Origin of the sequence: Burkholderia sp. NRF60-BP8 (genome assembly GCF_001522585.2) — a bacterium.
In the GTDB taxonomy this organism is placed as follows: Bacteria; Pseudomonadota; Gammaproteobacteria; order Burkholderiales; family Burkholderiaceae; genus Burkholderia.
In genome coordinates, this window is the sequence record NZ_CP013372.1 from 1,410,088 (window position 1) to 1,435,918 (window position 25,831).

The window sequence follows — 25,831 nt, forward strand, 5'->3', positions numbered from 1 at the left end:
AAGCTGGTGAACCAAACGTGGGCGCCCTGCCCGTTCAGGCGCCGTGCCTCGCCGGCATTCGGTTGCGGCTTGCGCAGCGCGATCAGGCCTTGCGCGCAACAACACCCACCGGCGAAGCGGGCGCGCGTTTCGGTGCGGTCTTGTAGTGCGTGCTGTACAGCGCCGCGCCGACGAACACCAGCCCGCCGACCAAGTTGCCGAGTACCGTCGGGATCTCGTTCCACAGCAGATAGTCGACGATCGTGAAGTGGGCGCCGAGCATCAGGCCGGACGGGAACAGGAACATGTTCACGACCGAGTGCTCGAAGCCCATGTAGAAGAACACGAGGATCGGCATCCACATCGCGATCACCTTGCCGGGTACGGACGTCGACATCATCGCCGCGACCACGCCGGTCGACACCATCCAGTTGCACATCACGCCGCGCACGAACAGCGTGAGCATGCCGGCGGCGCCGTGCGCCGCATAACCGAGCGTGCGTGCTTCGCCGATACCGCCGATCTTCTGTCCGATTGCGTTCGGCGCTTCCGAAAAGCCGAATGTGAAGATGATCGCCATGAACAGCGCGACCGTCAGCGCGCCCGCGAAATTGCCGAAGAACACCAGCGTCCAGTTGCGGAACACGCCTCCCCAGGTCGCGCCGGGCCGGCGATCGATCACCGCGAGCGGCGCGAGCGTGAAGACGCCCGTGAGCAGATCGAAGCCGAGCAGGTACAGCATGCAGAATCCGACCGGAAACAGCAGCGAACCGGCCAGTGCGTTGCCGGTGTTGATCGTGATGCTGACTGCGAAGGCGGCTGCGAGCGCGAGGATCGCGCCAGCCATGTACGCGCGAATCAGCGTATCGCGGGTCGACATCGACAGCTTCGATTCACCGGCGTCGACCATCCTGGTGACGAATTCGTTGGGCGTGAGGTAGGCCATGGTGTGCGCTCGTAAAGTTGGACGAAAAAAAACGCGCCAGGCACTCGCTCGACATGCGAGTGCCTGGCGCGGACGCTGTTATCCACGTAATCGGCCGCCACGGTTGGACATGGCGCGATCGTCAGGCCGCCATTAGCCCGACGACCGAAATGTTCGCAATTTCCATACCAGTGACGGAGATATCTCGATGCAGGCTGGCCGAACGCGAAATGCCCGCGGGAGCATGCCGCAGCCGAACGCAGTGAATCGCACTCGCGCGGTGCAAACTGCACTTCGTGCATGCGCTTCGGGCGCCGCCGCGGTGCGTGAAGCGCGGTGCATTCCTGTCAGGTCGTGCCGTCGTCGTGCGGTGTCCGCGACGCGCTTCGCTGCGTACGGCGTCGCGCGGAAGGCTGCGCGTGCTCGTCGATGAATCGCTCGGGCGACGTCAGCGCGTCTTCCGCGATATCGGCAAGCGGCCGATTGCCGTCCATTGACGCTTTCTGCAGCATCCGATACGCTTCGTCCTCCCGCAGGCTGAAGCGCGTCATCAGCGTATTTTTCGCACGCTGCACCAGCTTTCGTTCGTAGAGCGCACGACGTGCCGCGTCGAGCTCGACCTCCGCGCCGGCCAATCGCGCCGATTGCGACTCCAGCAGGGATTTCAGGCTGGCGAGCGTCCACTGGTCGGAGCCGGAGAGGCGTCCCGGCAGTTCGTGAACCGCCGCGCGCGCCGACAACGGATCGCCGGCGAAGAACTGGGCGAGCGCCTGGATATGCGGGGGCGGATTGTTTCGCAAATGCGCCATCAGGCGCTCGGAGTCGCGCAGCGTTCGGTGCGCGTCGTCGATTCGCGCGTTGCACGTTTCCTGCACCTGCAGCGTCAGCGCAATCTGAAGGTGCCAGAGATCGTCGATGCGGGCGCTCGCGGCGTCGAACCATGCTTCACTCAGGGCGGTATCGAGCGCATCGCCGGCGTGCGCCGTGCACAGTACGCGGCGCAGCTTCTCGAGCGCCGCCATGTGCGGCTCCGTCATGCGGTTTTCCCACCATGCGTTTTGCGCCGCGCTTGCGAAGCTCGCGAAGACTTCGAGACTGCGCTCCTGAGCGGCGATCAGATACAGCAGGCGCTGCTGCTGGTCCGCCGAAAACGTGCCCGCCGCGAACATGTGCGCGCCGACGGCGCGTTCCTGTCCCGCCTCCTCCTTGCCCTCGACGACATGGACGAGAGCAATCAGCGTGCGCGACACCGACGGATCCGCCGCGCTGTCGGCAAACTGGAAAATCAGCTCCACCAGGCCGCCGATCACGGTACTGAACGCCTGGACGGAATCCGGCGCCGACAGCGCAAGATGGTCGACCTGTTCGCGCAGCACATCCAGCGATTCCAGGTCGAGCAGCACCCAGGCGATCAGCGACAGCAGGCGCGACGTCGAGCCGCGTGCGGGCGTCAGCTCCAGATCCAGGCGCGCGCGCAACTGCGCGACGAGCGGCGCCGATTCGCCGCGCGAAGCCGCGCGTTCGGCGACAAAGCGCTTGCCGCTCGACGCCAAATAGATGCTGGTGGCGCCGCGCTCGCGCTGCAGCGCATGGATCAGGCGGCCGAGCAGGTCGACCAATTCGATTTGCTCGGCCAAGTGGCGCAGGGACGCGATTTCCTGATGCTTGGCGAGCAGTGCGAATTGCAAGGCGGTGGCGGGCATGGTGGATACTGACCGTCGACAGGGACTCGGTGCAGTGTAGTGCAGACAATAATCGTTGTTTTGTGACGCCTTGCACGTCAAGATTCGTGACGAAGGCGCGGTCCGCAACAAGGCGGTCTATCTGGCGCCGCTCAAAAACGAGCTTTACTCGCTCCCGGATGGCAATGCACGCTGCTGGTGGGCGTGGATGACGCCACGAGCCGCTTGAGGATGCTGCACTTCACGCAGACAGAGTCGACGTTCAGCTACTTCGAGGCAACGCGAGCGTACATCGAGCGTCGCGGCAAGCCGAAATCACACATCGCCGCAACGTATACGATCACCATCGGGTCGCCGTCCGGCCGGGGGCGTTGATCGACGTCAAACCGGAGCCGCAACCGCTGACGGACGAACCTCGCCCGCCCGGGACACGGATACTGCAATCCCTGATTTCCATCAATCGCTTCGTACGCATCCGCGCTGTAATCGATTCACTGCTCCGTCCACTCCCGCGAGGCGATCCATGAAACTGACTTTTCTTGGTGCGACCGAAACCGTGACCGGCTCGAAATACCTGATCGAGCACGGCAATACCCGCGTGCTGGTCGATTGCGGCCTGTTCCAGGGCACGAAGAACCTGCGGCTGCGCAACTGGAGCCCGTTGCCGGTTGCGCCCGACACGCTCGACGCGGTCGTGCTCACGCACGCGCATATCGACCATAGCGGCTATCTTCCGGTGCTGGCGCGCGAAGGCTTTCGCGGCCCGGTGTACTGCACGGCAGCCACGGCCGAACTCTGCGACATCATGCTGCGCGACAGCGCGCGGCTGCAGGAAGAGGAAGCCGACTTCGCGAATCGCCACGGCTACTCGAGGCATCATCCCGCGCAACCGCTCTACACGCTGGACGACGCGCAGCGCGCACTGCACCTGCTGAAGCCCGTCGCGTTCGACGAGTGCACCGCGCTCGGCGGCGGGCTGGCGTTCCGCCTGCTGCCGGCCGGCCACATTCTCGGCGCCGCGAGCGTCGTGATGCACTGGGATCACAAGGTGCTCGCATTCTCGGGCGACCTCGGACGCTATCACGACCCGATCATGCAGCCGCCGCTGCCCCCGGCGCATGCCGATTATCTCGTCGTCGAATCGACCTACGGCGACCGGCTGCATCCCGCATCGGACCCCGAGAACGAGCTGGCCACGCTGCTCGACAAGACGTTCGCGCGAGGCGGGGTCGTCGTGATGCCTTGCTTCACCGTCGGCCGCGCGCAGGAAATCCTGCATTACATCGCACGACTGAAGGCGTCCGGCCGCATGGCGCGCGTGCCGGTGTTCGTCGACAGCCCGATGGCGACCGACGTGACCGAAATCTATCGCCACCATATCCTCGAGCACCGGCTGACGCTTTCGGAAGCGAACGCGCTCGGCCACGCGGCGACGATGATCCGGTCGGTCGAGCAATCGAAGGCGATTGCAGAACACCACGGCCCGATGGTCATCATCGCCGGAAGCGGCATGGCGACGGGCGGGCGCGTACTCCATCACCTGAGCCGCTACGCGCCCGATGCGCGCAACACGATCGCCCTCGTCGGCTATCAGGCTGCCGGCACGCGCGGAGCGGCACTGGCCGCGCACGAGCCGACCGTCAAGATTCACGGCGAATACGTGCGCGTGCGCGCCCAGGTCGAGTCGATCGCCGCGTTGTCCGCCCATGCCGACTACGAGGAGATTCTCCAGTGGCTCGGCACGATGCGGCCCGCGCCCGTACGAACCTTCGTCACGCATGGCGAGCCGGCAGCGGCCGACGCATTGCGGCGGCGCATTTCGGAGCGATTGCACTGGCCGTGCGAAGTACCGACTTACGCGCAGAGCGTCGATCTCGATGCGGTCGAATCGGGCGATGCGTGCGAGCCGGCTGCCCTTTCCTCCTGACCACGGTACCGACGAGACACCGATCGGGCGCGGCGGGAATCGGAGGTTGCGCACCGGTCCCCGTCGCGCCACCGGCCCGTCAACGGACTTCGATGATGACCTTCAATGCGTGGGTCTGCGCGGCGCGCCCGAACGTGTCGTACGCGCGCTCGACGTCGTCGAGCGAGAACCGGTGCGTGATCAGGCGCGTCGGGTCGATACGCCCGGCGCGCACGGTCTTCAGCAGCATCGGCGTGCTGACCGTGTCGACGAGCCGCGTCGTGATCGAGATGTTGCGGTCCCACAGCTTCTCCAGGTGCAGGTCCGCCTTGACGCCATGTACGCCCACGTTCGCGACGACCCCGCCGGGCGCGACCAGCGACGTGCACATTTCGAACGTTGCCGGAATGCCGACCGCCTCGATCGCACAATCCACGCCGACGCCGTCGGTCAACTTCATCACTTGCGCCACCGGGTCGCCGGCACGGCCGTCGAAGCAGTCGGTCGCGCCGAAGTGCCGCGCGATCTCGAGCCGGTTGTCGTCCGGATCGATCATGATGACCTGCGCAGGCGAGTAGAACTGCGCGGTCAGCAATGCGGCCAGCCCGATCGGACCCGCGCCGACGATCGCGACCGAGCAGCCCGGCTGCACCTTGCCGTTCAACACCCCGCATTCGAATCCGGTCGGCAGGATATCGGACAGCATCACGAGCGCGTCCTCGTCCGCGCCCGCCGGAATCCGGTACAGGCTCGTCTGCGCGTGCGGGATGCGCACATACTCGGCCTGTGTGCCGTCGATCCGGTTGCCGAGGATCCAGCCGCCGGTCGTGCAGTGCGAATAGAGTCCGCGACGGCAGTATTCGCAGCGGCCGCACGACGAGATGCATGAAATGAGCACGTGATCGCCCGGTTTCAGCGATTCGACCGCGGCGCCCACTTGCTCGACGATGCCGACGCCCTCATGGCCGAGAATGCGGCCGGGTTCGCACGTCGGTACGTCGCCCTTGAGGATATGCAGATCGGTGCCGCAGATCGTCGTGCGCGTGACGCGGACGATCGCATCGGTGGGCGACTGCAGTTCCGGCTCGGGGCGTTCCTCGAGCGCCTTGCGCCCCGGCCCGTGGTACACGAGTGCTTTCATCGCCGTTCCTCCATCGAAAAAATTGCGGGTTCGTCGATCGACGCGGGTGCGTGCCGTTGCCGCGCCAGCAACGCGGCCAGCGCGCAGGATGCGACCCGGACGGCGACACCGTCGGCGCGGCGCGTCAGCACGATCGGCACGCGTGCGCCGACGACGATGCCCGCGCTGGCGGCGCCACCCAGGCTCATCGGCCTTCCCCTTTCGATCGGGTCAATGGATCGACATCCGCCTCGTCACTTTGCGCGGCCTCGGCGTCGCGACCGCCTCACTGTGCGGGTATCGCGCATCGTTGCCGTTGATCTGAGTCAAGCGCGTGGAAACCCTGCTTCGTAGACTGGATTGCACTGGCGGATCACCCGTCGATGGAGCGATTCCGATGAGCTACAAAAGCATGGTCGTGCACCTCGATACGAGCGCTCGCGCACATTCGCGTCTCGAGTTCGCGTTGCATCTCGCCCGGCGCTTCGGCGCGCATCTCACCGGGCTGTTCGCGGTCTACACACCCGAGCCGCATTCGTTCTACGTGATGGCCGGTTCCGCCGACTATTTCCGGGCGCATCGCGAAGCGCGCGACGAGCGGCGCGCGGCGCTGGAGCGTCTGTTTCATGCGGAAACCGCTCGTGCAAAAGTGCCGGCAACCTGGGTTCGCGCCGACGAGCGCGCGAATGTGGCCGTGCCGCGCGCCGCGCGACTCGCCGATCTGGTGATCGCGGGCCAAAGCGACCCGAACGATCCCGAAACCTATATCGACGATCAGTTTCCCGAGAACCTCGTGTTGTCCGCCGGCCGCCCGGTGCTGTTCTGGCCGTACACGGGAGAATTTCCGTCAGTCGGCGAGCGGGTTTTCGTCGCTTGGGACGGCAGTCGAGAAGCCGCTCGCGCCGCGCACGACGCACTTCCGTTCCTGGAGCATGCGAAGCGCACGACGGTGGTCGCCGTGGTCGACGGCGATTCGGAGTCCGCACCCACACGGATTCCGGCCGCCGATGCCGCGCTGATGCTGGCGCGCCACGCGCGCGACGTGAAGGTGCTCGACATCGCGACCGGCAGCGGCGCGTCGGTCGGCGACACGCTCCTGTCGCGCGCTTATGAAACGGGCTCCGACCTGCTCGTGATGGGCGCCTACGGCCATCCGCGCTGGCGCGAACTGATGATCGGCGGCGCCACGCGCACGGTGCTGGCGTCGATGACGCTGCCGGTGCTGATGTCGCACTGATGCGGTCGATGCGTACGCGTGCGCCGCTCGCGTGCGAGGCGGCCGGCGACCCCGCTCGCGTGTGATGCGCTGGCGCTGTATGTTCACCGGATCGTGCGAGACCGGCGCGTTGACCGCCCTGCCCGGCGGCCTCGACATGCGCGTCTTCATGGCCGACATCGGCGAGCAATCGGCGCCGTTGCGCGAGCGGATCTGCACATCGCTCGGCTGGCTCGGCATCGAGCTCGACGCGCGCGCGAATGCGCACAATGCACACGGCGTGTCGCGTGCGTCGAGCGCGGTCACGGTGGTCGTCGAGCCAAGCAACGACGCGTGGATCGCAGCGCGTGCCGCGATGCGCGTGCTACGCGGCAACCGGGACGCTTGATCCAGATCAGCGCGCGCGGCCCCCACGCGCCGATGATGGTTTCGTCCACATCCGTTCAAGGGAAATGCCATGTACTCGAACATTCTGGTTGCGCTCGACGGCAGCGACACGTCGTCCCGTGCACTCGACGTCGCGCTGGATCTCGCGGCGGAAACGGGCGCGCGGCTGACCCCCGTCTACGTCGTCGATTTTCTGGTGCCGGCCTACGACATGTACGGATACGACCCGTCGATCCTGGTCGACTCGTTCCGTGAAGAAGGATTACGCGTGACCGAAGACGCCGCACGGCGCATGAGGGCGCGCGACATCGCCGGCACGCCGCGGATTTCCAACGTCGCGCCGGCAGGCGAGGACATCCCGCACCGGATCGTCGGTCTCGCGGGCGAGATCGACGCCGATCTGATCGTGATGGGCACGCACGGCCGGCGCGGCTTTCAGCGCCTGTTCCTCGGCAGCGTGGCCGAACGCGTGCTGCGTCAGGCCAGGTGCCCGGTCTTGATGATTCCGGCGAGCGCCGCAGCGAAAGCGTCCGCCGAAGCCACGGCCGCATCCACCGAAAAGGAGCCGTCATGAGCTACAAGACCCTGCTCGTCCATCTCGACGACAGCGCGCGCTGCGCCACGCGCGTCGATCTCGCGCTCGAACTCGCGGGACGCTGGAATGCCCATCTGGTCGGACTCTACGTCGTGTGCCAGGATCTCTTCGAGCCGCTGCGGCGGCCCGACGAACCGCTGAAGCTGGCCGTCTACGAACGTCTGTGCGACCAGCGCCGCAAGGAAGCCGAAGAGCGATTCCTGACGGCTGCGGAACGTGCCGGCCGCAGCGTCGAATGGCAAGCGCCGGCCGGCAATGCGACCGAGGCCGCGATCCTGCATGCGCGCCACGCCGACCTGCTGATACTCGGCCAGGAAGATCCCGACGACCGCACGACCTACGTGGCGCGCCATTTCGTCGAGGACGTCGTGATGGGCGGCGGACGCCCGGCGATCGTCGTGCCTTACGCGGGTGACGTGCGAACGATCGGCGAGAACGTGCTGATCGGCTGGGACGGCGGACGGGAGGCCGCGCGCGCGATGGCCGATGCGCTGCCGTTGCTCGCCCGCGCGCGCTTCGTCAACGTCGAGACGGTCTCGCGCGGGCATCCCGATCCGGACAAGACGCCACCGGGCGTCGATGTCGCCGCCTATCTCGAACGGCACGGCATTCGCGCGTCGTTCTCGACCACGCCGCGCACGCGGTCGGTCGGCGTGGGGGCGACGCTGCTGAACCGCGTGACCGACCTGCACGCGGATCTACTGGTGATGGGCCTGTACAGTCATGTCCGCATGCACGAACGCGTGCTCGGCGGCGCGACCCGCGCGATCCTCGAGACGATGACGGTGCCGGTGCTGCTGTCTCACTGAGCACGTAAAAACGGGCAGCCGCGTGCGGGCTGCCCGCTTCCGGCGACGACCGCCGTCATTGCAATCGCGTCGTCACGGCATGTCTGCGCACGCGCCCGGCCTCTTCCGTACGACCAGCGCCGGCCGCTCCGAGATGCGCGCCAGCGATTCGGCGACGCTGCGAGCAACGCACGGCGCGGGCAAGCGAAATCGCCTCGTCGAGCCCACGCCGCGCGCTGCGGTTGTCGTCGAATGCAGCAAAGATGCTTCGGTACATGGCACGTGCGCCATGTCGTCCCGGTTCGAACCACTCTGATCCTGCCGCCCGCCTTTCCGTTGACGCGGGCCAAGCACGCGCGGCGCCGCCCATACGCATCGGTTCCGATTGGCGAACGTCGGTAAAACGCGCACAATTCACGGCGATATCGCAATTCCCGCCTGCCCCGCCGCTTTTCGTGCCCCGCGTCCGGCCCGCCGCCCGCCGTCGACGAAATCCGTCAGGATGAACGGCCATGACAGTGAATGCGTCTCCCTTCCAGGCCAGGCCGGCTCCGCACCGGATCCGGCCGGTTGCCCGATATGCCGCGCCGGCCGCGCCGGCCGCGCTGCCGACGCTGGACGGTTATTGCATGCCGCGCATCGCGGACAACGGCCACGGCGCGCCGGAACATCCACGCGCCAGCCAGGATCGCCCGCCGTTCGGGCGGATCGGCATTCGCGAGCGAGCGCGCATGCTCGACGGTCCGGCGACGATCGACAACCGGCCGGGAGCGCGGTTCACGTTCACCGTGGCGCTGCCGCTTCACGCCATCCAGCAAGGAGACGTGCTGTCATGATCAGCGTACTCATCGCCGACGACCACGCGCTCGTCCGGGACGGTCTACGGCACATCCTGCAGAACGCAAGCGGTTTCGACGTCGTCGGCGAAGCGCAGGACAGTGCGTCGACGATCGAGCTCATACGCGACACGGCCGCGAACGTGCTCGTGCTCGACCTGTCGATGCCCGGCCGCAACGGCATCGAACTCATCAAGCAGATCAAGGACGAGAAACCGGGATTGCATATCCTCGTGCTGACGATGCACGCCGAGCAGCAATACGCGGTGCGCGCATTCCGCGCGGGCGCCTCGGGCTACATGACCAAGGAAAGCGCGAGCGCGGAACTGGTCGCCGCGCTGACCAAGATCGCGGCCGGCGGCGTCTACGTGAGCCTGACCATGGCCGAGCAATTCGCGCAGAGCCTGAACGAACCGACCGATCTCCTGCCGCACCAGCGCCTGTCCGACCGCGAGTTCGACGTGTTCCGGCGCGTCACCACCGGCGAATCGATTTCCGAAATCGCGCAGGCGCTGTGCGTCAGCGTCAAGACCGTCAGCACGTACAAGACGCGGATCCTCGAAAAGATGCAGATGCCGAACGACACGGCCCTCGTGCGCTACGCGATGCGCCACAAGCTGTTCGAGGATCCCGACGAGCTCTGACGGCGGCATCCGAGGCTCGCGACAAGACGCCGCACCCCTGTAGGAAACCTCCTACAAGACTTCCCTCTCTCCTACCGCAACTTCAATTGCGGCTGATTTTCCTGACGGCGCGCAACATCCATACTGGACATCAAGAAAAACAACCCTGCGTGCCAGCCGGAGCCAACGCAGCGTCGTCGTCGAGGCCGGCGTAACGGTCTCGCGGCGCGTCCGGCAGGCACTCCCGACACGAAGGCGGCGGAAACCGAGGCCGCCGGTACAACGGCCGGCGCGATCCCGCCCGACGGCGAACCGCCGCTGCCCCGAACTGGAGCCGATCATGCAGAGCAGTGCCGAAGTCTCGACGACCATGCCGTTACGCCCGTTCATCCCGATGCGCCCTGTCGAACCGTGGGACCAGCCCAAGCGCGCCGCGTCCCGCTGTTCGACGTGTGCGTTGCGTACCGTGTGCATGCCGCCCGATCTTTCGCCCGACGATTTCGCCCGCGTCGACGCGATGATCTGCACGACGCGCCACGTCAAGCGCGGCGAAACGCTGTTTCGTTCGGGCGATGCGTTCAACAGCATCTACGCGGTGAGAACCGGCTCGTTCAAGACGATCGTCATGCATCGCGACGGCGACGAGCAGATCACCGGCTTCCAGATCGTCGGCGAGTCGCTCGGGCTCGATGGCGTGCACGCCGGGTGCCACAACGGCGACGCGATCGCGCTCGAAGACAGCACGGTCTGCATCATTCCGTTCGGTCAGCTCGAACAGATGTGCCGCGAAGTGCGGCCGATGCAGCATCACGTCTATCAGATGATGAGCGGCGAGATCGTGCGCGAATCCTCGCAGATGCTGCTGCTCGGCACGATGAGCGCCGAACAGCGCGTGGCCGCGTTCCTGCTGAACCTTTCCGCCCGCTTCAAGGCGCGCGGCTACTCGGCCGCGGAATTCGTGCTGCGGATGACGCGCGACGAGATCGGCGAATATCTCGGGATGAAGCTCGAAACGGTCAGCCGCATGCTGTCGAAGTTCCAGCACAAAGGGCTCGTCGCGGCCCAAGGCAAGCAGATCCGGATCGTCGATTCGGACGGCCTGCGGCAAATCTGACCGCGCCGCGGCGGCGTCGAGCGGATCAGTCGTGCATACCGAGCACGGCAGCGCCTGACACGCGTCCGCCGCGCAGGTCGTCGAGTGCGCGGTTCGCGTCCGTCAGCGCGTAGCGTACCGCCTCGACCCGCAGCGGTGTCGCGGCGGCGATCCGCATGAATGCGGCCGCATCCGCACGCGTCAGGTTGGCCACCGACGCGATGCGGCGCTCGCCCCATAGCCACGCGTACGGAAAGCTCGGGATGTCGCTCATGTGAATGCCGCCGCATACGACGATCCCGCCTTTGTCGAGTGCCCGCAGCGCAGCCGGCACCAGCGCCCCCGCCGGCGCGAAAATCAGCGCGGCATCGAGCCGCTCCGGCGGCGCTTCGTCGCTGCCGCCGGCCCATGCCGCGCCCAGCGACAGCGCCAGTTGCTGCGCCACGGCGTCGCCGGGCTTCGTCAGTGCGAACACCTTGCGTCCCTCCCCCCGCGCGACCTGCACGACCAGATGCGCCGCCGCACCGAAGCCGTAGAGGCCGATCCGGCGCGCATCGCCCGCCATGCGCAAGGTTCGGTGACCGATCAGGCCGGCGCACAGCAGCGGCGCGGCTTCCAGATCGGAATAGCGCCGCGGCAGATGCACGCAATACCGGTGGTCGGCGACCGCGCGCTCGGCATAGCCGCCGTCGATCGTATAGCCCGTGAAACCCGGGCTGTCGCACAGGTTCTCGCGGCCGGATGTGCAATACGTGCAATGCCCGCATGTCGAGCCCAGCCACGGGACGCCCACCCGGTCACCGACGGCGAAGCCCGTCACGCCTTCGCCCAGCCCGCGCACGGTGCCGACGATCTCGTGCCCCGGAATCAGCGGCAGCTTCGGGTGCGCGAGCTCGCCGTCGACCACGTGGAGATCGGTGCGGCATACGCCGCACGCGTGCACGTCGATCAGCAGCTGACCCGCCGCGGGCGACGGGTCCGGCACGTGCGTTTCGCGCAAATGCGGCGTCGTGCCGTCAAACGTCATCGCAAGCATGTTCCCCCTCCCCGCGCGATCGTCTTCGCGCGCTTCGCTTTCACAGGCTAGTCGCCGCCCGTCGCGCGTGCACCGTCCGGTGACGGACGCTTGACGTGGGTCAACGGCCGCCGGACGGTTGCTGACACGATGAAGTGGCGTGAGTGACGCCGCGGGCGCGGCGACCTGGAGATGATCGATGATATCCGTTCCCCCGCTTGCCGCCAGCACGCGTTCCGACCGCGATCCGAGGTCGCTGGTGGGCTACGCGGTGCTGGCGCCGTCCAGCCACAATTCCCAGCCGTGGCGCTTCCTGGTCGACGGCAACACGATCTTGTTGTGCGCGGACCGCGTGCGCGCGTTGCCCGTGGTCGATCCGTTCGACCGCGAGTTGATCATCAGTTGCGGGGCGGCGTTGCTCAATCTGCGCGTCGCGCTCGATCACGCCGGGCTCGCCCATACGATCGGCACGTTTCCGTCCGAAGTCGACCCCGATCTGCTGGCGCAGGTCCGGATCTGCGACGACGGCTATTCCGACGCCGCCCTCGGCACACTGTTCGATGCGATTCCGGCGCGCGTCAGGACACGTGCACCGTTCGAATCCGGCCCGGTTTCGGAAGCGATCCAGCACGCGTTGATCGAGGCCGGTATCGCGGAAGGCGCCGACCAAGCCGTGAGTACCCCACACGGTCGCGCGCCGCTTCGCGCAGCCGCCGGAATCGACTGTATTGCCACGCCGGCGATTGCGGTTGAGCTGTGTCAAGCGTCCGTTCGCGGTTCAGGGTCACGGCGTCCAGCCGGTATCCGTGCCGATCGGCTGGAACAGGGATTCGCGAGCCGAAAATTCCCCCCTCCGACCGGAACGAATTCTGCTCAGGGTCAGAGCGACTCCAGCGGATTCGGCCGGAAGATGGTTTGACGCGTGCATCGTGGCGTTCGCCGCCATCTGCGCAGCGGTCAATTTCGTTCAAGACCGGGAGCAAAATGCGCGATAGGATCGAGCCACACCCACACCATCCACCGGAGGGCACCATGGCGATTCGCGAAGTCTTTCCGTATCTGCGCGCCAAACGCGCGGAGGATGCCATCGCGTTCTATGCGAAGGCATTCGGCGCGCAGGAGAAATTCCGGCTCGTCGAGCCGTCGGGGCGCATCGGTCACGCGGAATTGCAGCTCGGGCCATGCACGCTGATGATCTCCGACGAGTTCCCGGAATACGATCTCTTCGCGCTCGACCCGGACGGCAACGCGCCGATGGCGCTCCATCTTCATGTCGACGATGCCGATGCGACGATCGCCGCCGCCGTCGCGGCCGGCGCGCGCGTGACGCGCGCGCCCCAGGACCAGTTCTACGGCGAGCGTTCGGGCAGGATTCGCGATCCGTTCGGTTACGATTGGCTGATCGGGCATACGATCGAAGCGGTCGAACCCGACGAAATGCAGCGGCGTTACACGGCGCTGATGTCCGGCGATCAGTGAGCGATCCGGACGGCATACCCGAGCGATCACCCCGACTTCCGCGATGCACTACCACCCCGACGACATCGGCCGGCTTTTCCTCGGCGTGCCGACGCTGCAGTTGAACCGGCCGGCGCCTGCCGAACGGTTTCTCGCCGCCGCCGTCGATACCGGCGTCGAACTCCGACAGGTGCTGCGCGACTACCCGCATGTCCGCTATCGGCCGCTCGACTTCCACTATCTGTGCCAGCAAAGCCTGTCCGCGCTGGACGACGCGCTGCTGGCCGACCTGACACGCGACATGCGGCATGGCTGGCGCGGCGCGCACTGGGCCGCACTGCTGATCGCGTTGTCGGGCGACGCGCGTTATCTGCCGCATCTCGACGAGGTCAGGCGCCACCGCGGCGTCGAATGGACCGCCGAGCTTGCCGAAGCGGTATCGGCCCCAAATGCGCAATCGGCGGCCTGCCGTTGCTGCCGGTCGATCGTGCAATTGCGCAATCAACTGGCCGAGTTGCCGCGCGTCGTCGTGCGGCTGAGACCCGGGATTTCACCGGAAGCGCTCGAAGCGAGGACAAACGCCGTTCGTGCTGCCTATCGAAGCGGCGGCGCCAACGCGGCGCTGCCGATCGCCCGCCGCTAGGCGCTCGGCACGCCGTCGCGCGATGGCGTGCCGAACCGCACGCCCCTCCACGCACGCTCCCTTCCCGACCGCTTCCCCGCAGTCGACGCATCGCGATTCCGAGCGATTCCGCAGAGGACCTTTCCTGTGCAACGCCTTAATCGGCCGCCGAAAGATCTCCAATAATGGCCGCCCGATTCAATCGGCCGCCAGGCCGGTCCAACAACAAACACCCATGCATTCCTTCCACACGAACCAGCACGCCGGCGCACGCGTCGCGGGGACCGTCATCGCCGCCTGCCTGAGCGGCTTCGTGCCGGATGTCGCGCTTGCCCAGAGCAGCGTGACGCTGTACGGCCTGATCGACACCTCGATCACGTTCTCGACCAACCAGCGCACGCGCGGTGCCGGCTCGCCCGGCAGCGACAGCGTCGCGATGACGAGCGGCGCACTGAACGCGTCGCGCTGGGGGCTGCGCGGCCGCGAGGATCTCGGCGGCGGAATGGCCGCGGTCTTCGCGCTCGAAAACGGCTTCTCGGGCACCACCGGCAAGCTGTCGCAGAAAGGCGTCGCCCTGTTCGGCCGCCAGGCGTGGATCGGGCTGAGTTCGCAGACGGCCGGCACGCTGTCGTTCGGCCGCCAGTACGACCTGATCCTCGATTTCGTGACGCCGCTCGGTGCGTCCGGCCCCGGCTGGGGCGGCAACCTCGCGGTCCACCCGTACGACAACGACGATTCGAACCGCAACCTGCGCATCAACCACGCGGTGAAGTACACGAGCCCGACGGTTCGCGGGCTGAGGTTCGGCGCGATGGTCGGGTTCTCGAACACGGCCGGCCAGTTCTCCAACAACGCGGTGTGGAGCACGGGGGTGTCGTATGAGAACGGGCCGCTGAAGCTCGGCGCCGGCTACCTGAAGATCAGCCGGGACCGCAATGCGCCGAACCCGGACGGCGCGCTCAGCACGGTCGACGGCTCGGCGACGATCACGGGCGGCAACCAGCAGATCTGGGCGATGGCCGGGCGTTATGCGTTCGGGCCGCACTCGGTCGGCGCCGCGTGGTCGCATTCGACCACCGACGGCGTGACGGGCGTGCTCCAGGGCGGCAACATCGTGCCGCTGAAGGGCGAATCGCTGGTGTTCGACAACGTCACGATCGACGGACGCTACTTCGTCACGCGTGCGCTGAGCGTCGCCGCCGCGTACACGTACACGATGGGCCGCTTCGACACCCGCACGGGCCAGACGCGCCCGAAATGGAACCAGGTCGTCGCGCAGGCCGACTATGCGCTGTCCAAGCGCACGGATGCGTATCTCGAAGGCACGTACCAGAGCGTGAGCGGCGGCAACGGCCATCCGGCGTTCAACGCGACCGTCTGGACCTTGACGCCTTCCGCGAACGGCAACCAGGCCGTCGTCGCGCTGGGGCTGCGGCACAAGTTCTGACGAGGCCGCGTGCGCTGCGGCGTCACGCGGACGACCGACGGCGTCCGGCGAGTGCTTCCCGCATCACCCGCTTCCCGTTGCCGTACCGACAAGGCCGCGCCTCGTGCGCGGCCTTGTCGCTGTGGCATGCAACGCATGCCGCACACCGTTCGCGGAAGCAAGAATGCCTCCCGACTGTCGCGTTTGCGCAAAAAATGCGAAGAAACTGGTCACGTTGTGACATTTTTCCTAATCTGTTTGCAGCGACGCCGCGATTCGGCGTTCCGGTCGCAACATTCTTTCATCTGGCGCACCATCGGCTTACGAGCCTGCATCACGGCAACGGGGCCGGACCTTTCGCGCCATGGCGGCCGGACAGCTGCGTGCGAACGGCACGCGCCACGCTTTCAACGCAGTCAACCGCTGGAGACGAACGATGAGCAAAATGAACCGAATTGCGGTCCTGGCAACTTTCGTACTGCTGGCCGGTTGTCACAACGCGGCGAAAACGCCCGAGAACGCCGGCGCGGCGCCGACGCCCTCGAGCGAAGCCGTCGCGACGGTGACGGCCGACGATCTGAACAATCCGAACAGCCCACTCGCCAAGCGCAGCATCTACTTCGATTTCGACCAGTACTCGGTGAAGCCCGAATTTCAGTCGCTGCTGCAGGCGCACGCCGACTACCTGCGCAGCCACCCGGCGCGGCGCGTACTGATCCAGGGCAACACCGACGAGCGCGGCACGTCCGAATACAACCTCGCGCTCGGCCAGCGCCGCTCGCAGGCCGTGATGAGCGCGCTCGAAACGCTCGGCGTGCCGGCCACGCAACTCGAGGCCGTCAGCCTCGGCAAGGAAAAGCCGGTCGCGCTCGGTCACGACGAGGAAGCGTGGGCGCAGAACCGCCGCGCCGATCTCGTCTATCGTTGATCCACGCGCCGCCGCCGCGGCGATACGCAAAAAGCATGGAATAACGGCTCCGCCGAAACGTCTTCTCATCGCGCAGACGCGCGGTTCACGCGAACCGCCTTTCCTGTGGCCTGCGCGCTGCAAGGAGATTGCAATGAAATCGGCAACGTTGGCTGCGGCACTGATCGCGGCGCTGGTGCTCGTGCTGTCGGCGGGCTGTACGTCGTCGGGCAGCGGCGTGTCGCAAGGACCGGGCATGAGCCGGTATGGCGGCTCGGGCGGCAGCGGAGGCGGTGGCGGCGGCTACTGACGCGCCACCGTCAGGAAAACGGGGCGGCGCATCGCGCACGAGCACCGGAAACCGGCTGCCTCGTGCGCGACGCCCGGCCTCTAGGCACGACTCAACGCATCGCCTTCACGTCGGCCGGCGTGACGCTCGCGGGCTGGCCGCCCCACGTCGCGCGCAGGTAGTTCGCGAGCTGCGCGAGCTCGTCGTCGCTCAGCGTGTGCGCGAAGCCCGGCATCGGCTGCAGGTTTTCGAAGCCGGCGAACTTCTGCTCGTCGATGCCGTCGAGCATCGCGACCAGCAGGTTGCGCGGATCGCCCTGCCGCACCGTCGAGTTGCCGTTCATCGGCACCGCCACGTGCGGCTTGCCCTCGCCGTTGAGACCGTGACAGCCGGCACAGACCGCGAGATACACCGAGCGCCCGGCGGCCAGTTGCGCGGCATCGGCCGATACGGGCTTCACCGGTTGCGGTGCGGGCGGCGTATCGCCGAGCAGGTACGTCGACAGCGCGCGCAGGTCGTCCTTCGTCAGGTACTGCGTGCTCAGGTGCACGACCGGATACATCTCGCCGAACGCCGAGCCTTGCGGCGCGATGCCCACGCCGAAGAACGCCTGCAGGTCGGTGCTCGTCCAGCCGCGCGCGGCGAGGCCGGCCGGCGTGATGTCGGGTGCGGCCACGCGGCCGAGCGCGGCCCCCGCGAACGGCTTCGCGCCGTCGAGCTGCCCCGTGAACGCGCGCGGCGTGTGACATTCCGCGCAGTGGCCGAGCGCGCCCGCGAGATAGCGGCCGCGCTGCCAGTCGGCGGATTGCCCGGCCGACGCATCCGGCAGGCTGTCCTTCAGGAACGCCATGTCCCAGAACACCATGCCGAAGCGCAGGTTGTACGGGAACTTGAGTTCATGCGCGCGGTTTTCCTGCGCGACCGGCTTGACCGTCTTCAGGTACGCGTACATCGCGTCGGCATCGGCGCGCGTGAGCTGCCGGTAGGACGTGTACGGCATCGACGGATACAGGCGCTTGCCCGGGGCCTTGCCGTCGTGCAGCGCGGCGTAGAAGTCGTCCGCGCTCCAGTTGCCGATCCCGTGATCCTTGTCGGGCGTGATGTTCGAGCCGTAGAACGTGCCGAACGGCGATTCGAGCGCCGCGCCGCCGGCGAACGGCGCGCCGTCCTTCGCGGTATGGCACGCCGCGCAGTCGGCGGCCTTGACGAGATAGCGGCCGCGCGCGATCTGGTCGGCGCCGGGGGCGCCGGACGCCGCGCTCGACGCCGGCGCGTCGCGACCGCCGCAGGCGGCGAGCAGCAGCGCGCAGGCCGCCGCGAGCGCGGGCAGGCCCGCGGCCCGCGCGACACGATGAGCGAATGTGCGTTTCATGCGCTGTCCTTCACGAGTCCCGGTGTCGTCAAAATCACGTCCTTGACGGCTTCGTAGTAGCGGACATAGCCCGTGCAGCGGCAAAGATGTGCGTCGAGCGCGTCGGTGATCGTGCGCTCCACGTCGGCCTTCGCGATCGGCTCGCGCTTCAGGCGCTCGATCAGCACGGTTGCCGCGTTGACGAAGCCCGGCGTGCAGTAGCCGCACTGGAAGCTGAAGTGCTCGAGGAACTTCTGCTGGATCGGCGACAGCTCGACCACTTCGCCGGCTTCGTTGCGCTTCGCGTGGCCTTCGATCGTGCGGATCGAACGGCCGTGGAAGAAGTGCGCGCCGGTAATGCAGGTACGCATCTCCTCGCTCGTGCCGTCCGGCTTGTCGACGATGACGACGCACGCGTGGCAGATCCCCTGCCCGCAGCCGAGCCGCGAACCGGTGAGACCCAAGTACTCGTGCAGGAACTCGATCATCATCAGCCCTTCCGGCACCTGCATCGGGCCGACGGACTTGCCGTTGATGTTCACCGACAGCGGTTTCTGCTGAAACCGGACGAGCGGACGCTCGACGGCGGCCGGTGCCGATGCCGGTGCGGCAGGCGCGGATGCCGGCGCGACGGAAGCCGCGGTCGGTGCGGCAGCGCCGGTCGCAGCCGCGCCAGCGCTCGCGGCCGAAGCCGCGGTTTGGGCGGTCGTCATGCGAGCACCTCCTGAATCTTTTGCGGGGTCACCGGCAGGTCGGTGAAACGATGGCCGATCGCGTGCGCGATGCCGTTCACGATCGCGCCGACGACGGGGATCATCACCACTTCGGCGACACCCTTGGGCGGATCGGTTTCGGACAGCGGCGGCAGCACGTCGCCCGTCTGCGTCCAGACGGCGACGTCGGACGCGCGCGGCAACCGATAACGGTTGAAGTTCCACGTGCCGTTGCCGGGGCCGTCCTCGTAGAGCGGCAGGTACTCGTGCAGCGCATGGCCGATGCCCATCGCGAGACCGCCCTGCAACTGCCCCGACACGAGCTGCGGCGAAATCTGGTTGCCGCATTCCATGATCGAGTGGTGCGTGAGCAGTTCGACCTTGCCGGTCGCTTCGTGCACGGCCAGCTCGACGAGCGTGCCGACCGCCGTGTAGTACGTGACGGCCGCGTTGTTGCGGCTCGTCGGCGGGATGAACACGCGCTTGCGATCGAGCACGCGATAGCCGTTCGCGGTCGGCGGCAGCGTGCCGCGCAGCGCGGTCGCGCCGGCCGGTGCGGCGGTGCCGGGCAACGGGCCGTCGTCGGCGCCTGTCTTCGGCGCGCCGATACGCAGCGACAGCCCGTCGATCGGCAGACGCTCGAGCGCGCCGCCGATCTCGAATTCGGCATCGGTCCACTGCCAGCGGTTGAACACGTGCACGACGGCGCCGGTCGGCAGGCCGAGCGCATGCGCCTGCTTCGCGAGCTGCTCGAACGTCAACGGCTCGAGGCCGTCGGCGGTCAGCTTGCCGTCGACCCAGCGCGCATCTTCGATACGAATCGTGTACGGCGCGGCCTGACCGCCGCCCAGGCCGCGCGTCCAGATCGACATCGCGGCCGGCCACAGCCCGTAGCGGAATACGGCGCGCGCGGCCTCGCGCGTGCTGTGCGTGAAGTAGTAAGCCGAATTCGTCGCGCTCGACGGCGACGCATAGCCGGGCGACCAGCGCGGGTTCGTGCTCAGGCGGTCCTGGTCGGCCTGCGACATCAGGTACGGATCGCCGCTCGTCTCGATCGGCAGGTCCGGCCATTCGGTCACGGCCACGCGGACGTCGGTCGCCGGGCGGCCGAGCCATTTCGCGACCGCGACGGCCTGCGACGTCGACATCCCGGTGCCGATCTCCGCGGCCGTGTGTTGCAGCGACACCTTGCCGTGCGCGTCGAATTCGACCTTCGCGAACGACGCTTCCGCGCCCGTGCCGAAATCCTTCTGCACGCACGCGAAACCGACGCCGTAGCGCTTGCCCGGATGCGCGGCCTCGAATTCGGCCTTGCGCGCGGCGCGGCGCGTCCAGAGCGGATGCTGCTTCGCACGCTCCAGCACTTCGTCGACGCGCAGCGCGCCGGCGGGAATCGCGCCCTGCGTGTTCTTCATCCCCGAACGCAGCGCGTTGCGCAGACGGAAGTCGATCGGGTCGATGTTCAGTTGCGCGGCGATCTCGTCGACCGCCATCTCGGTCGCGGCCATGCTCTGCAGCGTGCCGTAGCCGCGTGCGGAGCCGGCGTCGATCGCGCGCGACGCGATCGCGACCGCCGCGAGGTCGCTCTTCGGGAAGTAGTAGATCGATTGCGCGGCGGTGGCGCCGACCATCGCGACCGACGGCGAGAAGTTCGAGCGGCCGCCGCCGTTCGCCTCGAAGTCGCCCTTGAACGACTGCAGCAGGCCCGTGTTGCGATCGACCGCGATCCGGTAACGCATCTTGAACGCGTGACGCTTGAGCGAGGTCTGGAACTGCTCGTAGCGGTCGTTCGCGAAACGCACCGGGCGGCCGTCCGCGTACAGCGCGCAGACGAGGCCGTAGAACGGCACGTTGAAGTGATCCTTCGAGCCGTAGCCGACCGTGTAGCACGGATGCACGAACAGCTGCTTCACCGGGAAGCGGCATTTCGCGACCATCGCGGCCGCGTTCTCCGATACTTCCAGTGGCGACTGGGTCGGCACGACGAGATGCAGCGACTGCGTCGCGGCGTCGTACCAGCAGTTCGCGTTGTCGGGTTCGAGCGCGGCCGTATCGACCGACTGCGTGTTGTATTCGCGGTCGAACACGAGCCAGTCGGCCGGCGGACGGTCGAGCTCGCCGGCGATCTGCCCGGCGAGGAACATGCCCTGCTCGTCGAGCTTGCCGTGTTCCTTGCCGTCCGGCCAGACCGGCAGGTGCTTGCGCATCATGCTCGGGAAGATCGGCGCGTCCTTCAGGCTCGAATAGACGTCGTCGTCATAGGCGGTCTTGCCGCCCACGCGCACGTAACGGAAGGTGCCCCACGGATCGCGCTCCAGCGGGCCCGTGACCGCGCCGTAGCGGATCACGTCGTCGCGGAACTTCAGCGCGTTCTTCGCGAAGCGAAAGCGCGCGAAGTCGTGATAGATCAGGATCGCGACCGCATGGCCGAGATACGCTGGCGTCTTGCCGGCCGGCAACAGCATGTCGTCGCCGTAGAACGCGGGGAATGCGACGCCGTCGCGCGCGAGATCGTCGGCCGTGACCACGCGGTCCGGCTTCAGCTCGTCGCCGAGCAGCGACAGGTCGAAGCCTTCGTACGTACGGTCGGCCTGCGTGACGCGCAGGATCAGCGCATGCGACTGCTGCTGCGGCCAGTGCGGCATGTCCGCGGCGCGCACGTCGCGGGCGAACACTTTCGAGCCCGTGACCTTCGCGATGCCGTCGATGCGGAATTGGGGGATGCCGGTGACGCTATCCCATTTGACGGGCGTGAGGAGTTTTTCTTCGAAGAGCGCCGCGAACGCGCGGCTGCCGATGGGCGCGACATACACCGCGACGCCCGCCAGCACGCTGGCTTTCAGAAAACCCCGCCGTGACAGGCCGTGGTTTTTCATTGGGGGGAACCTCCTGAGGCGGCTCGGACGGCGATCGGGTGTCGCGGCGTTCGGAGCGGCGCGCATTCTGGCATTGTTTTCGATATATCGCCTATAGTATTTCCCGCATGAAATACTTATTGAATTTCTTATAACGAAGCTCGGCCGGGCTGCGCGGGCGGTCCCGTTGGCCGCTTGCGTGCGGCTGGATGTCGTCGCGCCGGCTTCGCGGTCGCCGCTCGGCCGCCGACCATCCGCACATCGTTCCGTTCGCAACGATGCTGCCTTCGCGCCGACGCATCCGCAAGCCGCCCCCAACCATGGTCGACGACCGTCGCGCGAGGCAGCGCGTGGCGTCGCCGACCGGCCCGCGCCGCCGGTTTTTCATGGTAATGTCGTGCGCATCCGGCTCGGCCGGGCTTCCGCCACGTGCCGTGCGGGCGCCGCCAGCCATCGCGACATCGTGTCGAGGTCGACAACCATGGCAGTCAGGGCATCTCTCCTGAACTCCGTTCTCGCCACTCCCCCCTCCGGCAACCACCGCGTGACGGCCGCGCTGCGTCCGTCGATGCTCGTGACGCTGTTCGAGGACGTGCGTCCGATGGCGCTGTCCGGGCTCGCGAGCGGTTTCGTCGCGGCCGTCGCGCTGCTCCAGCTGCAGCAACTGTGGTGCGTCGCGTGGCTCGTCGCCGACGTCGGCCTGCTCGTGGCGCGCCTGTCGATCGCACGGGCGTACGCGGTGCGGCGCAACGCCGGCGACGATCGCGCCGAATACTGGGCGATGCGTTATGCGCCGGTGTCGCTGGTCGCGTGCTTCGTGCTCGGCCTCGGCGCGATGGGCTGCGTGCAGGCCGCCGACGTCGAGCTCGGCACGCTGTCCGTGATGGTCGCGGGCGGCGTGTTCGGCGGGATCGCGTCGCGCAATTCGGCGCTGCCGCGGCTCGCGATGACGCAGGTCGCGCTCGGCGTGCTGCCGATCGGCGTCGGTGCGCTGCTGGCCCCCCGGCCGGGCGCGTGGCTGCTCGTGCCGCCGCTCGCGATCTATCTCGCGGCGATGCGCACGGTCGTGCAACGCCACTATCGCGTGCTCGTCGCGCTGATCGCCGCGCGCCAGCGCAACGCCGAACTCGTCGCCCGCTTCGACGCCGCGCTCACCTACATGCCGCACGGACTGTGCATGATCGACGGCGACAGCCGCGTGATCGTCGCGAACCGGCGCACCGCGCAACTGTTCGGCTCGCCGCGCGAAATCATGCTCGATACGCCGCTTCCGGCCGTCGTCGCCGCGCTCGGCGCCCATGCTGCGACCGATCCCGGCGGTGCTGGCCTCGCCGCGCAGTGCGACGACTGGCTGAGCCGCCACGCGCCCGGGCCGCTCGACATCGCGCTTGCCGACGGCCGCCAGCTCGAACTGACGCGCCACCGCGTGCCGGACGGCAACGCGGTGATCATCGTCGAGGACGTCACCGCGCGCCGACAGACCGAACAGCATATCCGGCACCTCGCGCGACACGACGCGCTGACGGGTTTGCCGAATCGCCACGAACTGCATGCGGAGCTCGAGCGGATGCTCGCGCGCCGGCCGCGGCTGCCGAGCCCGGCGTTCGCGGTCATGTATCTCGACCTCGACGGGTTCAAATCGATCAACGACCGCTTCGGCCACCAGGCCGGCGACGAAGTGCTCACGCAGGTCGCCGAGCGGCTGGGCAAGACGCTGCCGCCGGGCGAGCTTGCGGCACGCATCGGCGGCGACGAATTCGTCGTCGCGATCGACGACACGACGATGCACGCGTGCTCGATCCTCGCCGCGCGGATCATCCGGCAGATTTCGGCGCCGTATGCGCTGTCGATCGGCGAGACCGTCTGCATCGGCATCAGCATCGGCATCGCGCTCGACGACGGGCACGGCTCGCCCGACGAGTTGATCCGGCAGGCCGACAGCGCGCTGTACGACGCGAAGTCGGCCGGCAAAGGCATCTACTGCTTCTATTCGAGCGGCAGCCGCCGCATGGCGCCGGCCACCGCAAGCTGAGCCGGCGACGCGCGCGCCGCAGCGCGCATCCCTTTTACGCACCCGCCGCGGCCTCCCGACGATTCGATGTCGAAACGCTTTGCCGGTTCGCACGTGGCACCGCGCGTGCGCGTGTCACGTGACGTGTTCCGTAACATCGCCGTCCGGCACGCCGAAGAAGACTGCAGAAGCCTGCACGATCGAGGCCGAGCGCGGCATTTCGCGGCTGGCACCCTTATTGCTCCTTGATGGGAAAAGCACGTTTCAGGGAGCCTATATGAATACCGTCGACGTCCTCGCACGCACCGAAATCATCGACGAACAGGCCGTGATCGACGGCGCGTCGCTGATTCGCCGGCTCGTATCCGACCGCCGGATGCCGGCCGCATACGAAGCCGCATGCGTCGACAATCCTCCGCTCACGCTGTACGGCGCGTTTCGCCAGGGCGTCGCCGATCACGCTGCGGGGCGCGCGAATCCGTATCGCGCCGGCAGCCGTTTCTGGGCCCTGTGGGAAGAAGGACGTCTCGAAGCTGAAACATCCGGCCGGTAACCCGGTTGCACGCGCCGCCCCTGTCGCGACAAGGGCGGCGCGAGATCCGACGTATGCATGCGGCCGGCCGGCGCGCCGGCATGCGTTCATCGCTGCAACATCCGCGTCGGTCCGGCGGGCATCGTCGTCGATCAAGACGAACGCGGGCCGTCCCGATCCGGATGGAGCACGAGATCGATCGCCGGCGGATCGCGATGCGCTCGCCAACGCGCGCACGGTATGGCGATGCCCGACGCCGCAGCCGCATCGGGCGGCCGCACGCCCGGGCATTCATCGATCGGATCAAACGGGAATGGGAGCCGTATTTCGATCGACGCGTGCAGGCGTTCGGCACCGAACGCGCCCGGTGCGGCGCGCAGCGCTCGTTTCCTCTATAAGATGGCAGATTCCATGCATCGAACGACGCTGCCATGACCGCTTCCTCCTCACACCGAAATCCCATTCACTGCGAAATCGATCTCGACGCGCCGGGCAAGCACGCGGGGTACCTGCGGCTGCCGCACTCCGTGCACCGCTCCGCCTACGGCTGGCTGCCGATCCCGATCGCGTCGATCCGCAACGGCGACGGCCCGGTCGCGCTCGTGATGGCCGGCAACCACGGCGACGAGTACGAAGGCCAGATCATCGTCTCGCAACTGATGCGCGAGATCGAACCCGACATGGTCAGCGGGCAGTTGATCCTGCTGCCGATGGCGAATTTTCCGGCGGCGGATGCGGGCCTGCGCGTGTCGCCGCTCGACGAAGGCAACCTGAACCGCAGCTTTCCCGGCGACCCGACCGGCACGCCGACGCAGATGATCGCCCACTACATCGAGCACGCGCTGCTGTCGCGCGCGCAGTACCTGGTCGATCTGCACTCGGGCGGCAGTTCGCTGCTGTACCAGGGCGGCAACATGCTCGCGATCGATCCGCTCGACGCGGACGAAGCCGCGAAGCTCAACGGGCTGCTGAACGCGTTCGGGCTGCACAATGCGCTGCTGCACGCGCCGAATCCCGTGCATTCGGCGTCGGCCGCGCGCCGGCAGGGCGCGATCTCGATCGTCACCGAGCTCGGCGGCGCCGGGATGGCCGATCCGTCGCTGATCCGGCTCGGCCGGCACGGGTTGCTGCATTACCTCGGCTATATCGGGCTGCTGCACGGCGCACTCGTGCCCGACGCGCCGCCGACCGTCACGCGCTTCATGCGCGTCGACGGCGATCGCCATTTCGTTTATGCGTACGAGCGCGGGCTGTACGAGCCGCTCGTCGAACTCGGCGACCAGGTGAAGGCCGGGCAGCCGGCCGCGTGGGTGCATTTTCCCGATACGCCGTTGCGCGAACCGGTGCTGCACCGGTTCAACGGCGACGGCGAGGTGGTGTGCAAGCGCGTGCCCGCGCAGGTGCGGCGAGGAGATTGCCTGTTTCAGTTGGCGGAGTTGTCCACACCGCCGCGTGTCATCGAGTGACGCAACCGACTGGCGCGTTCGCGACCGTCGCAAGCC

The 25,831-nt window shown here is 67.5% G+C and carries 23 protein-coding genes and 3 pseudogenes; 18 read left to right on the plus strand and 8 right to left on the minus strand.

Annotation, left to right across the window (positions count from 1 at the left end):
- Positions 1-82 precede the first annotated feature (82 nt).
- Complete coding sequence (locus tag WS54_RS06485) at positions 83-925, minus strand: formate/nitrite transporter family protein (protein WP_034204814.1); 843 nt, start codon at positions 923-925, stop codon at positions 83-85.
- Between the two features lie 326 nt (positions 926-1,251).
- Positions 1,252-2,607: a nitrate regulatory protein gene (locus WS54_RS06490; RefSeq protein WP_059783500.1), complete on the minus strand. Its 1,356-nt coding sequence runs from the start codon at positions 2,605-2,607 to the stop codon at positions 1,252-1,254.
- 502 nt (positions 2,608-3,109) lie between these two features.
- Between WS54_RS06490 and WS54_RS06495 the strand changes: the two genes are divergently transcribed.
- Positions 3,110-4,513: an MBL fold metallo-hydrolase RNA specificity domain-containing protein gene (locus WS54_RS06495; RefSeq protein WP_059783499.1), complete on the plus strand. Its 1,404-nt coding sequence runs from the start codon at positions 3,110-3,112 to the stop codon at positions 4,511-4,513.
- Positions 4,514-4,592: 79 nt separating this feature from the next.
- Here the strand turns inward: WS54_RS06495 and WS54_RS06500 are convergent, their stop codons facing one another.
- Positions 4,593-5,633 (minus strand): zinc-dependent alcohol dehydrogenase family protein, encoded by a 1,041-nt coding sequence (locus WS54_RS06500; protein ID WP_034204811.1) that lies wholly within the window; start codon positions 5,631-5,633, stop codon positions 4,593-4,595.
- Positions 5,630-5,815 (minus strand): annotated as a pseudogene (locus WS54_RS06505) (bifunctional enoyl-CoA hydratase/phosphate acetyltransferase); the annotation flags it as partial. The pseudogene WS54_RS06505 and the gene WS54_RS06500, both read right to left, overlap by 4 nt.
- 194 nt (positions 5,816-6,009) lie before the next feature.
- On the opposite strand from WS54_RS06505, the gene WS54_RS06510 reads away from it, so the two are divergent.
- From WS54_RS06510 to fnr, 7 genes and pseudogenes are all read left to right on the plus strand, one after another.
- Positions 6,010-6,849: a universal stress protein gene (locus WS54_RS06510; RefSeq protein WP_059783495.1), complete on the plus strand. Its 840-nt coding sequence runs from the start codon at positions 6,010-6,012 to the stop codon at positions 6,847-6,849.
- Positions 6,804-7,216, plus strand: a pseudogene (locus WS54_RS06515) (acetate/propionate family kinase); the annotation flags it as partial. The gene WS54_RS06510 and the pseudogene WS54_RS06515, both read left to right, overlap by 46 nt.
- 69 nt (positions 7,217-7,285) lie before the next feature.
- Entirely contained in the window at positions 7,286-7,789 is a 504-nt protein-coding gene (locus tag WS54_RS06520) for a universal stress protein (RefSeq protein ID WP_059783489.1), read from the plus strand.
- On the plus strand, positions 7,786-8,619 hold the full coding sequence (locus WS54_RS06525; protein ID WP_059783487.1) for a universal stress protein: 834 nt from the start codon (positions 7,786-7,788) through the stop codon (positions 8,617-8,619). Before WS54_RS06520 ends, WS54_RS06525 begins: the two co-directional genes overlap by 4 nt.
- Positions 8,620-9,110: 491 nt before the next feature.
- The gene (locus WS54_RS06540) at positions 9,111-9,434 is read left to right on the plus strand and encodes a hypothetical protein (RefSeq protein ID WP_236872698.1); all 324 of its coding nucleotides are present in this window, start codon (positions 9,111-9,113) and stop codon (positions 9,432-9,434) included.
- The gene (locus WS54_RS06545) at positions 9,431-10,078 is read left to right on the plus strand and encodes a response regulator (RefSeq protein ID WP_059783484.1); all 648 of its coding nucleotides are present in this window, start codon (positions 9,431-9,433) and stop codon (positions 10,076-10,078) included. The genes WS54_RS06540 and WS54_RS06545 overlap by 4 nt, the downstream gene beginning before the upstream one ends.
- A 319-nt stretch (positions 10,079-10,397) precedes the next feature.
- Positions 10,398-11,171, plus strand: a complete 774-nt coding sequence (gene fnr / locus WS54_RS06550) for a fumarate/nitrate reduction transcriptional regulator Fnr (protein WP_059783482.1) — start codon at positions 10,398-10,400, stop codon at positions 11,169-11,171.
- 25 nt (positions 11,172-11,196) lie between these two features.
- Here fnr and WS54_RS06555 read toward each other — a convergent pair whose 3' ends face one another.
- The gene (locus tag WS54_RS06555; protein ID WP_059783480.1) at positions 11,197-12,186 is read right to left on the minus strand and encodes a zinc-dependent alcohol dehydrogenase family protein; all 990 of its coding nucleotides are present in this window, start codon (positions 12,184-12,186) and stop codon (positions 11,197-11,199) included.
- Between the two features lie 178 nt (positions 12,187-12,364).
- Here WS54_RS06555 and WS54_RS06560 point away from each other — a divergent pair.
- The 6 genes and pseudogenes from WS54_RS06560 to WS54_RS33925 form a co-directional block, all read left to right on the plus strand.
- A pseudogene (locus WS54_RS06560) lies at positions 12,365-12,838 on the plus strand (Acg family FMN-binding oxidoreductase); the annotation flags it as partial.
- A gap of 359 nt (positions 12,839-13,197) precedes the next feature.
- On the plus strand, positions 13,198-13,644 hold the full coding sequence (locus WS54_RS06565; RefSeq protein ID WP_034206188.1) for a VOC family protein: 447 nt from the start codon (positions 13,198-13,200) through the stop codon (positions 13,642-13,644).
- A gap of 43 nt (positions 13,645-13,687) precedes the next feature.
- Complete coding sequence (locus WS54_RS06570) at positions 13,688-14,266, plus strand: hypothetical protein (protein WP_059783478.1); 579 nt, start codon at positions 13,688-13,690, stop codon at positions 14,264-14,266.
- Between the two features lie 214 nt (positions 14,267-14,480).
- Entirely contained in the window at positions 14,481-15,692 is a 1,212-nt protein-coding gene (locus WS54_RS06575; RefSeq protein ID WP_059783477.1) for a porin, read from the plus strand.
- 415 nt (positions 15,693-16,107) lie between these two features.
- Positions 16,108-16,599, plus strand: a complete 492-nt coding sequence (pal, locus tag WS54_RS06585) for a peptidoglycan-associated lipoprotein Pal (RefSeq protein WP_034206187.1) — start codon at positions 16,108-16,110, stop codon at positions 16,597-16,599.
- A gap of 133 nt (positions 16,600-16,732) precedes the next feature.
- Entirely contained in the window at positions 16,733-16,888 is a 156-nt protein-coding gene (locus WS54_RS33925) for a hypothetical protein (protein ID WP_034204800.1), read from the plus strand.
- A gap of 91 nt (positions 16,889-16,979) precedes the next feature.
- Here the strand turns inward: WS54_RS33925 and WS54_RS06590 are convergent, their stop codons facing one another.
- From WS54_RS06590 to WS54_RS06600, 3 genes are read right to left on the minus strand one after another with little or no spacing between them, the layout of a single operon-like run.
- A complete protein-coding gene (locus WS54_RS06590; protein WP_034204799.1) occupies positions 16,980-18,239 on the minus strand; it encodes a cytochrome c in 1,260 nt (419 codons plus the stop codon).
- Positions 18,236-18,931: a (2Fe-2S)-binding protein gene (locus WS54_RS06595; protein ID WP_059783475.1), complete on the minus strand. Its 696-nt coding sequence runs from the start codon at positions 18,929-18,931 to the stop codon at positions 18,236-18,238. The genes WS54_RS06590 and WS54_RS06595 overlap by 4 nt, the downstream gene beginning before the upstream one ends.
- On the minus strand, positions 18,928-21,807 hold the full coding sequence (locus WS54_RS06600) for a xanthine dehydrogenase family protein molybdopterin-binding subunit (protein ID WP_059783474.1): 2,880 nt from the start codon (positions 21,805-21,807) through the stop codon (positions 18,928-18,930). The genes WS54_RS06595 and WS54_RS06600 overlap by 4 nt, the downstream gene beginning before the upstream one ends.
- 460 nt (positions 21,808-22,267) lie before the next feature.
- On the opposite strand from WS54_RS06600, the gene WS54_RS06610 reads away from it, so the two are divergent.
- The 4 genes from WS54_RS06610 to WS54_RS06625 all read left to right on the plus strand — a co-directional run bounded on the left by WS54_RS06610 (position 22,268) and on the right by WS54_RS06625 (position 25,795).
- Complete coding sequence (locus WS54_RS06610) at positions 22,268-23,818, plus strand: sensor domain-containing diguanylate cyclase (protein ID WP_059783472.1); 1,551 nt, start codon at positions 22,268-22,270, stop codon at positions 23,816-23,818.
- A gap of 256 nt (positions 23,819-24,074) precedes the next feature.
- Positions 24,075-24,350, plus strand: coding sequence for a hypothetical protein (locus WS54_RS06615; protein WP_034204795.1), 276 nt, complete (start codon positions 24,075-24,077; stop codon positions 24,348-24,350).
- Positions 24,351-24,511: 161 nt separating this feature from the next.
- On the plus strand, positions 24,512-24,727 hold the full coding sequence (locus WS54_RS06620) for a hypothetical protein (protein ID WP_059783470.1): 216 nt from the start codon (positions 24,512-24,514) through the stop codon (positions 24,725-24,727).
- 33 nt (positions 24,728-24,760) lie between these two features.
- On the plus strand, positions 24,761-25,795 hold the full coding sequence (locus WS54_RS06625; RefSeq protein ID WP_034204793.1) for a succinylglutamate desuccinylase/aspartoacylase family protein: 1,035 nt from the start codon (positions 24,761-24,763) through the stop codon (positions 25,793-25,795).
- Positions 25,796-25,831: the final 36 nt, after the last annotated feature.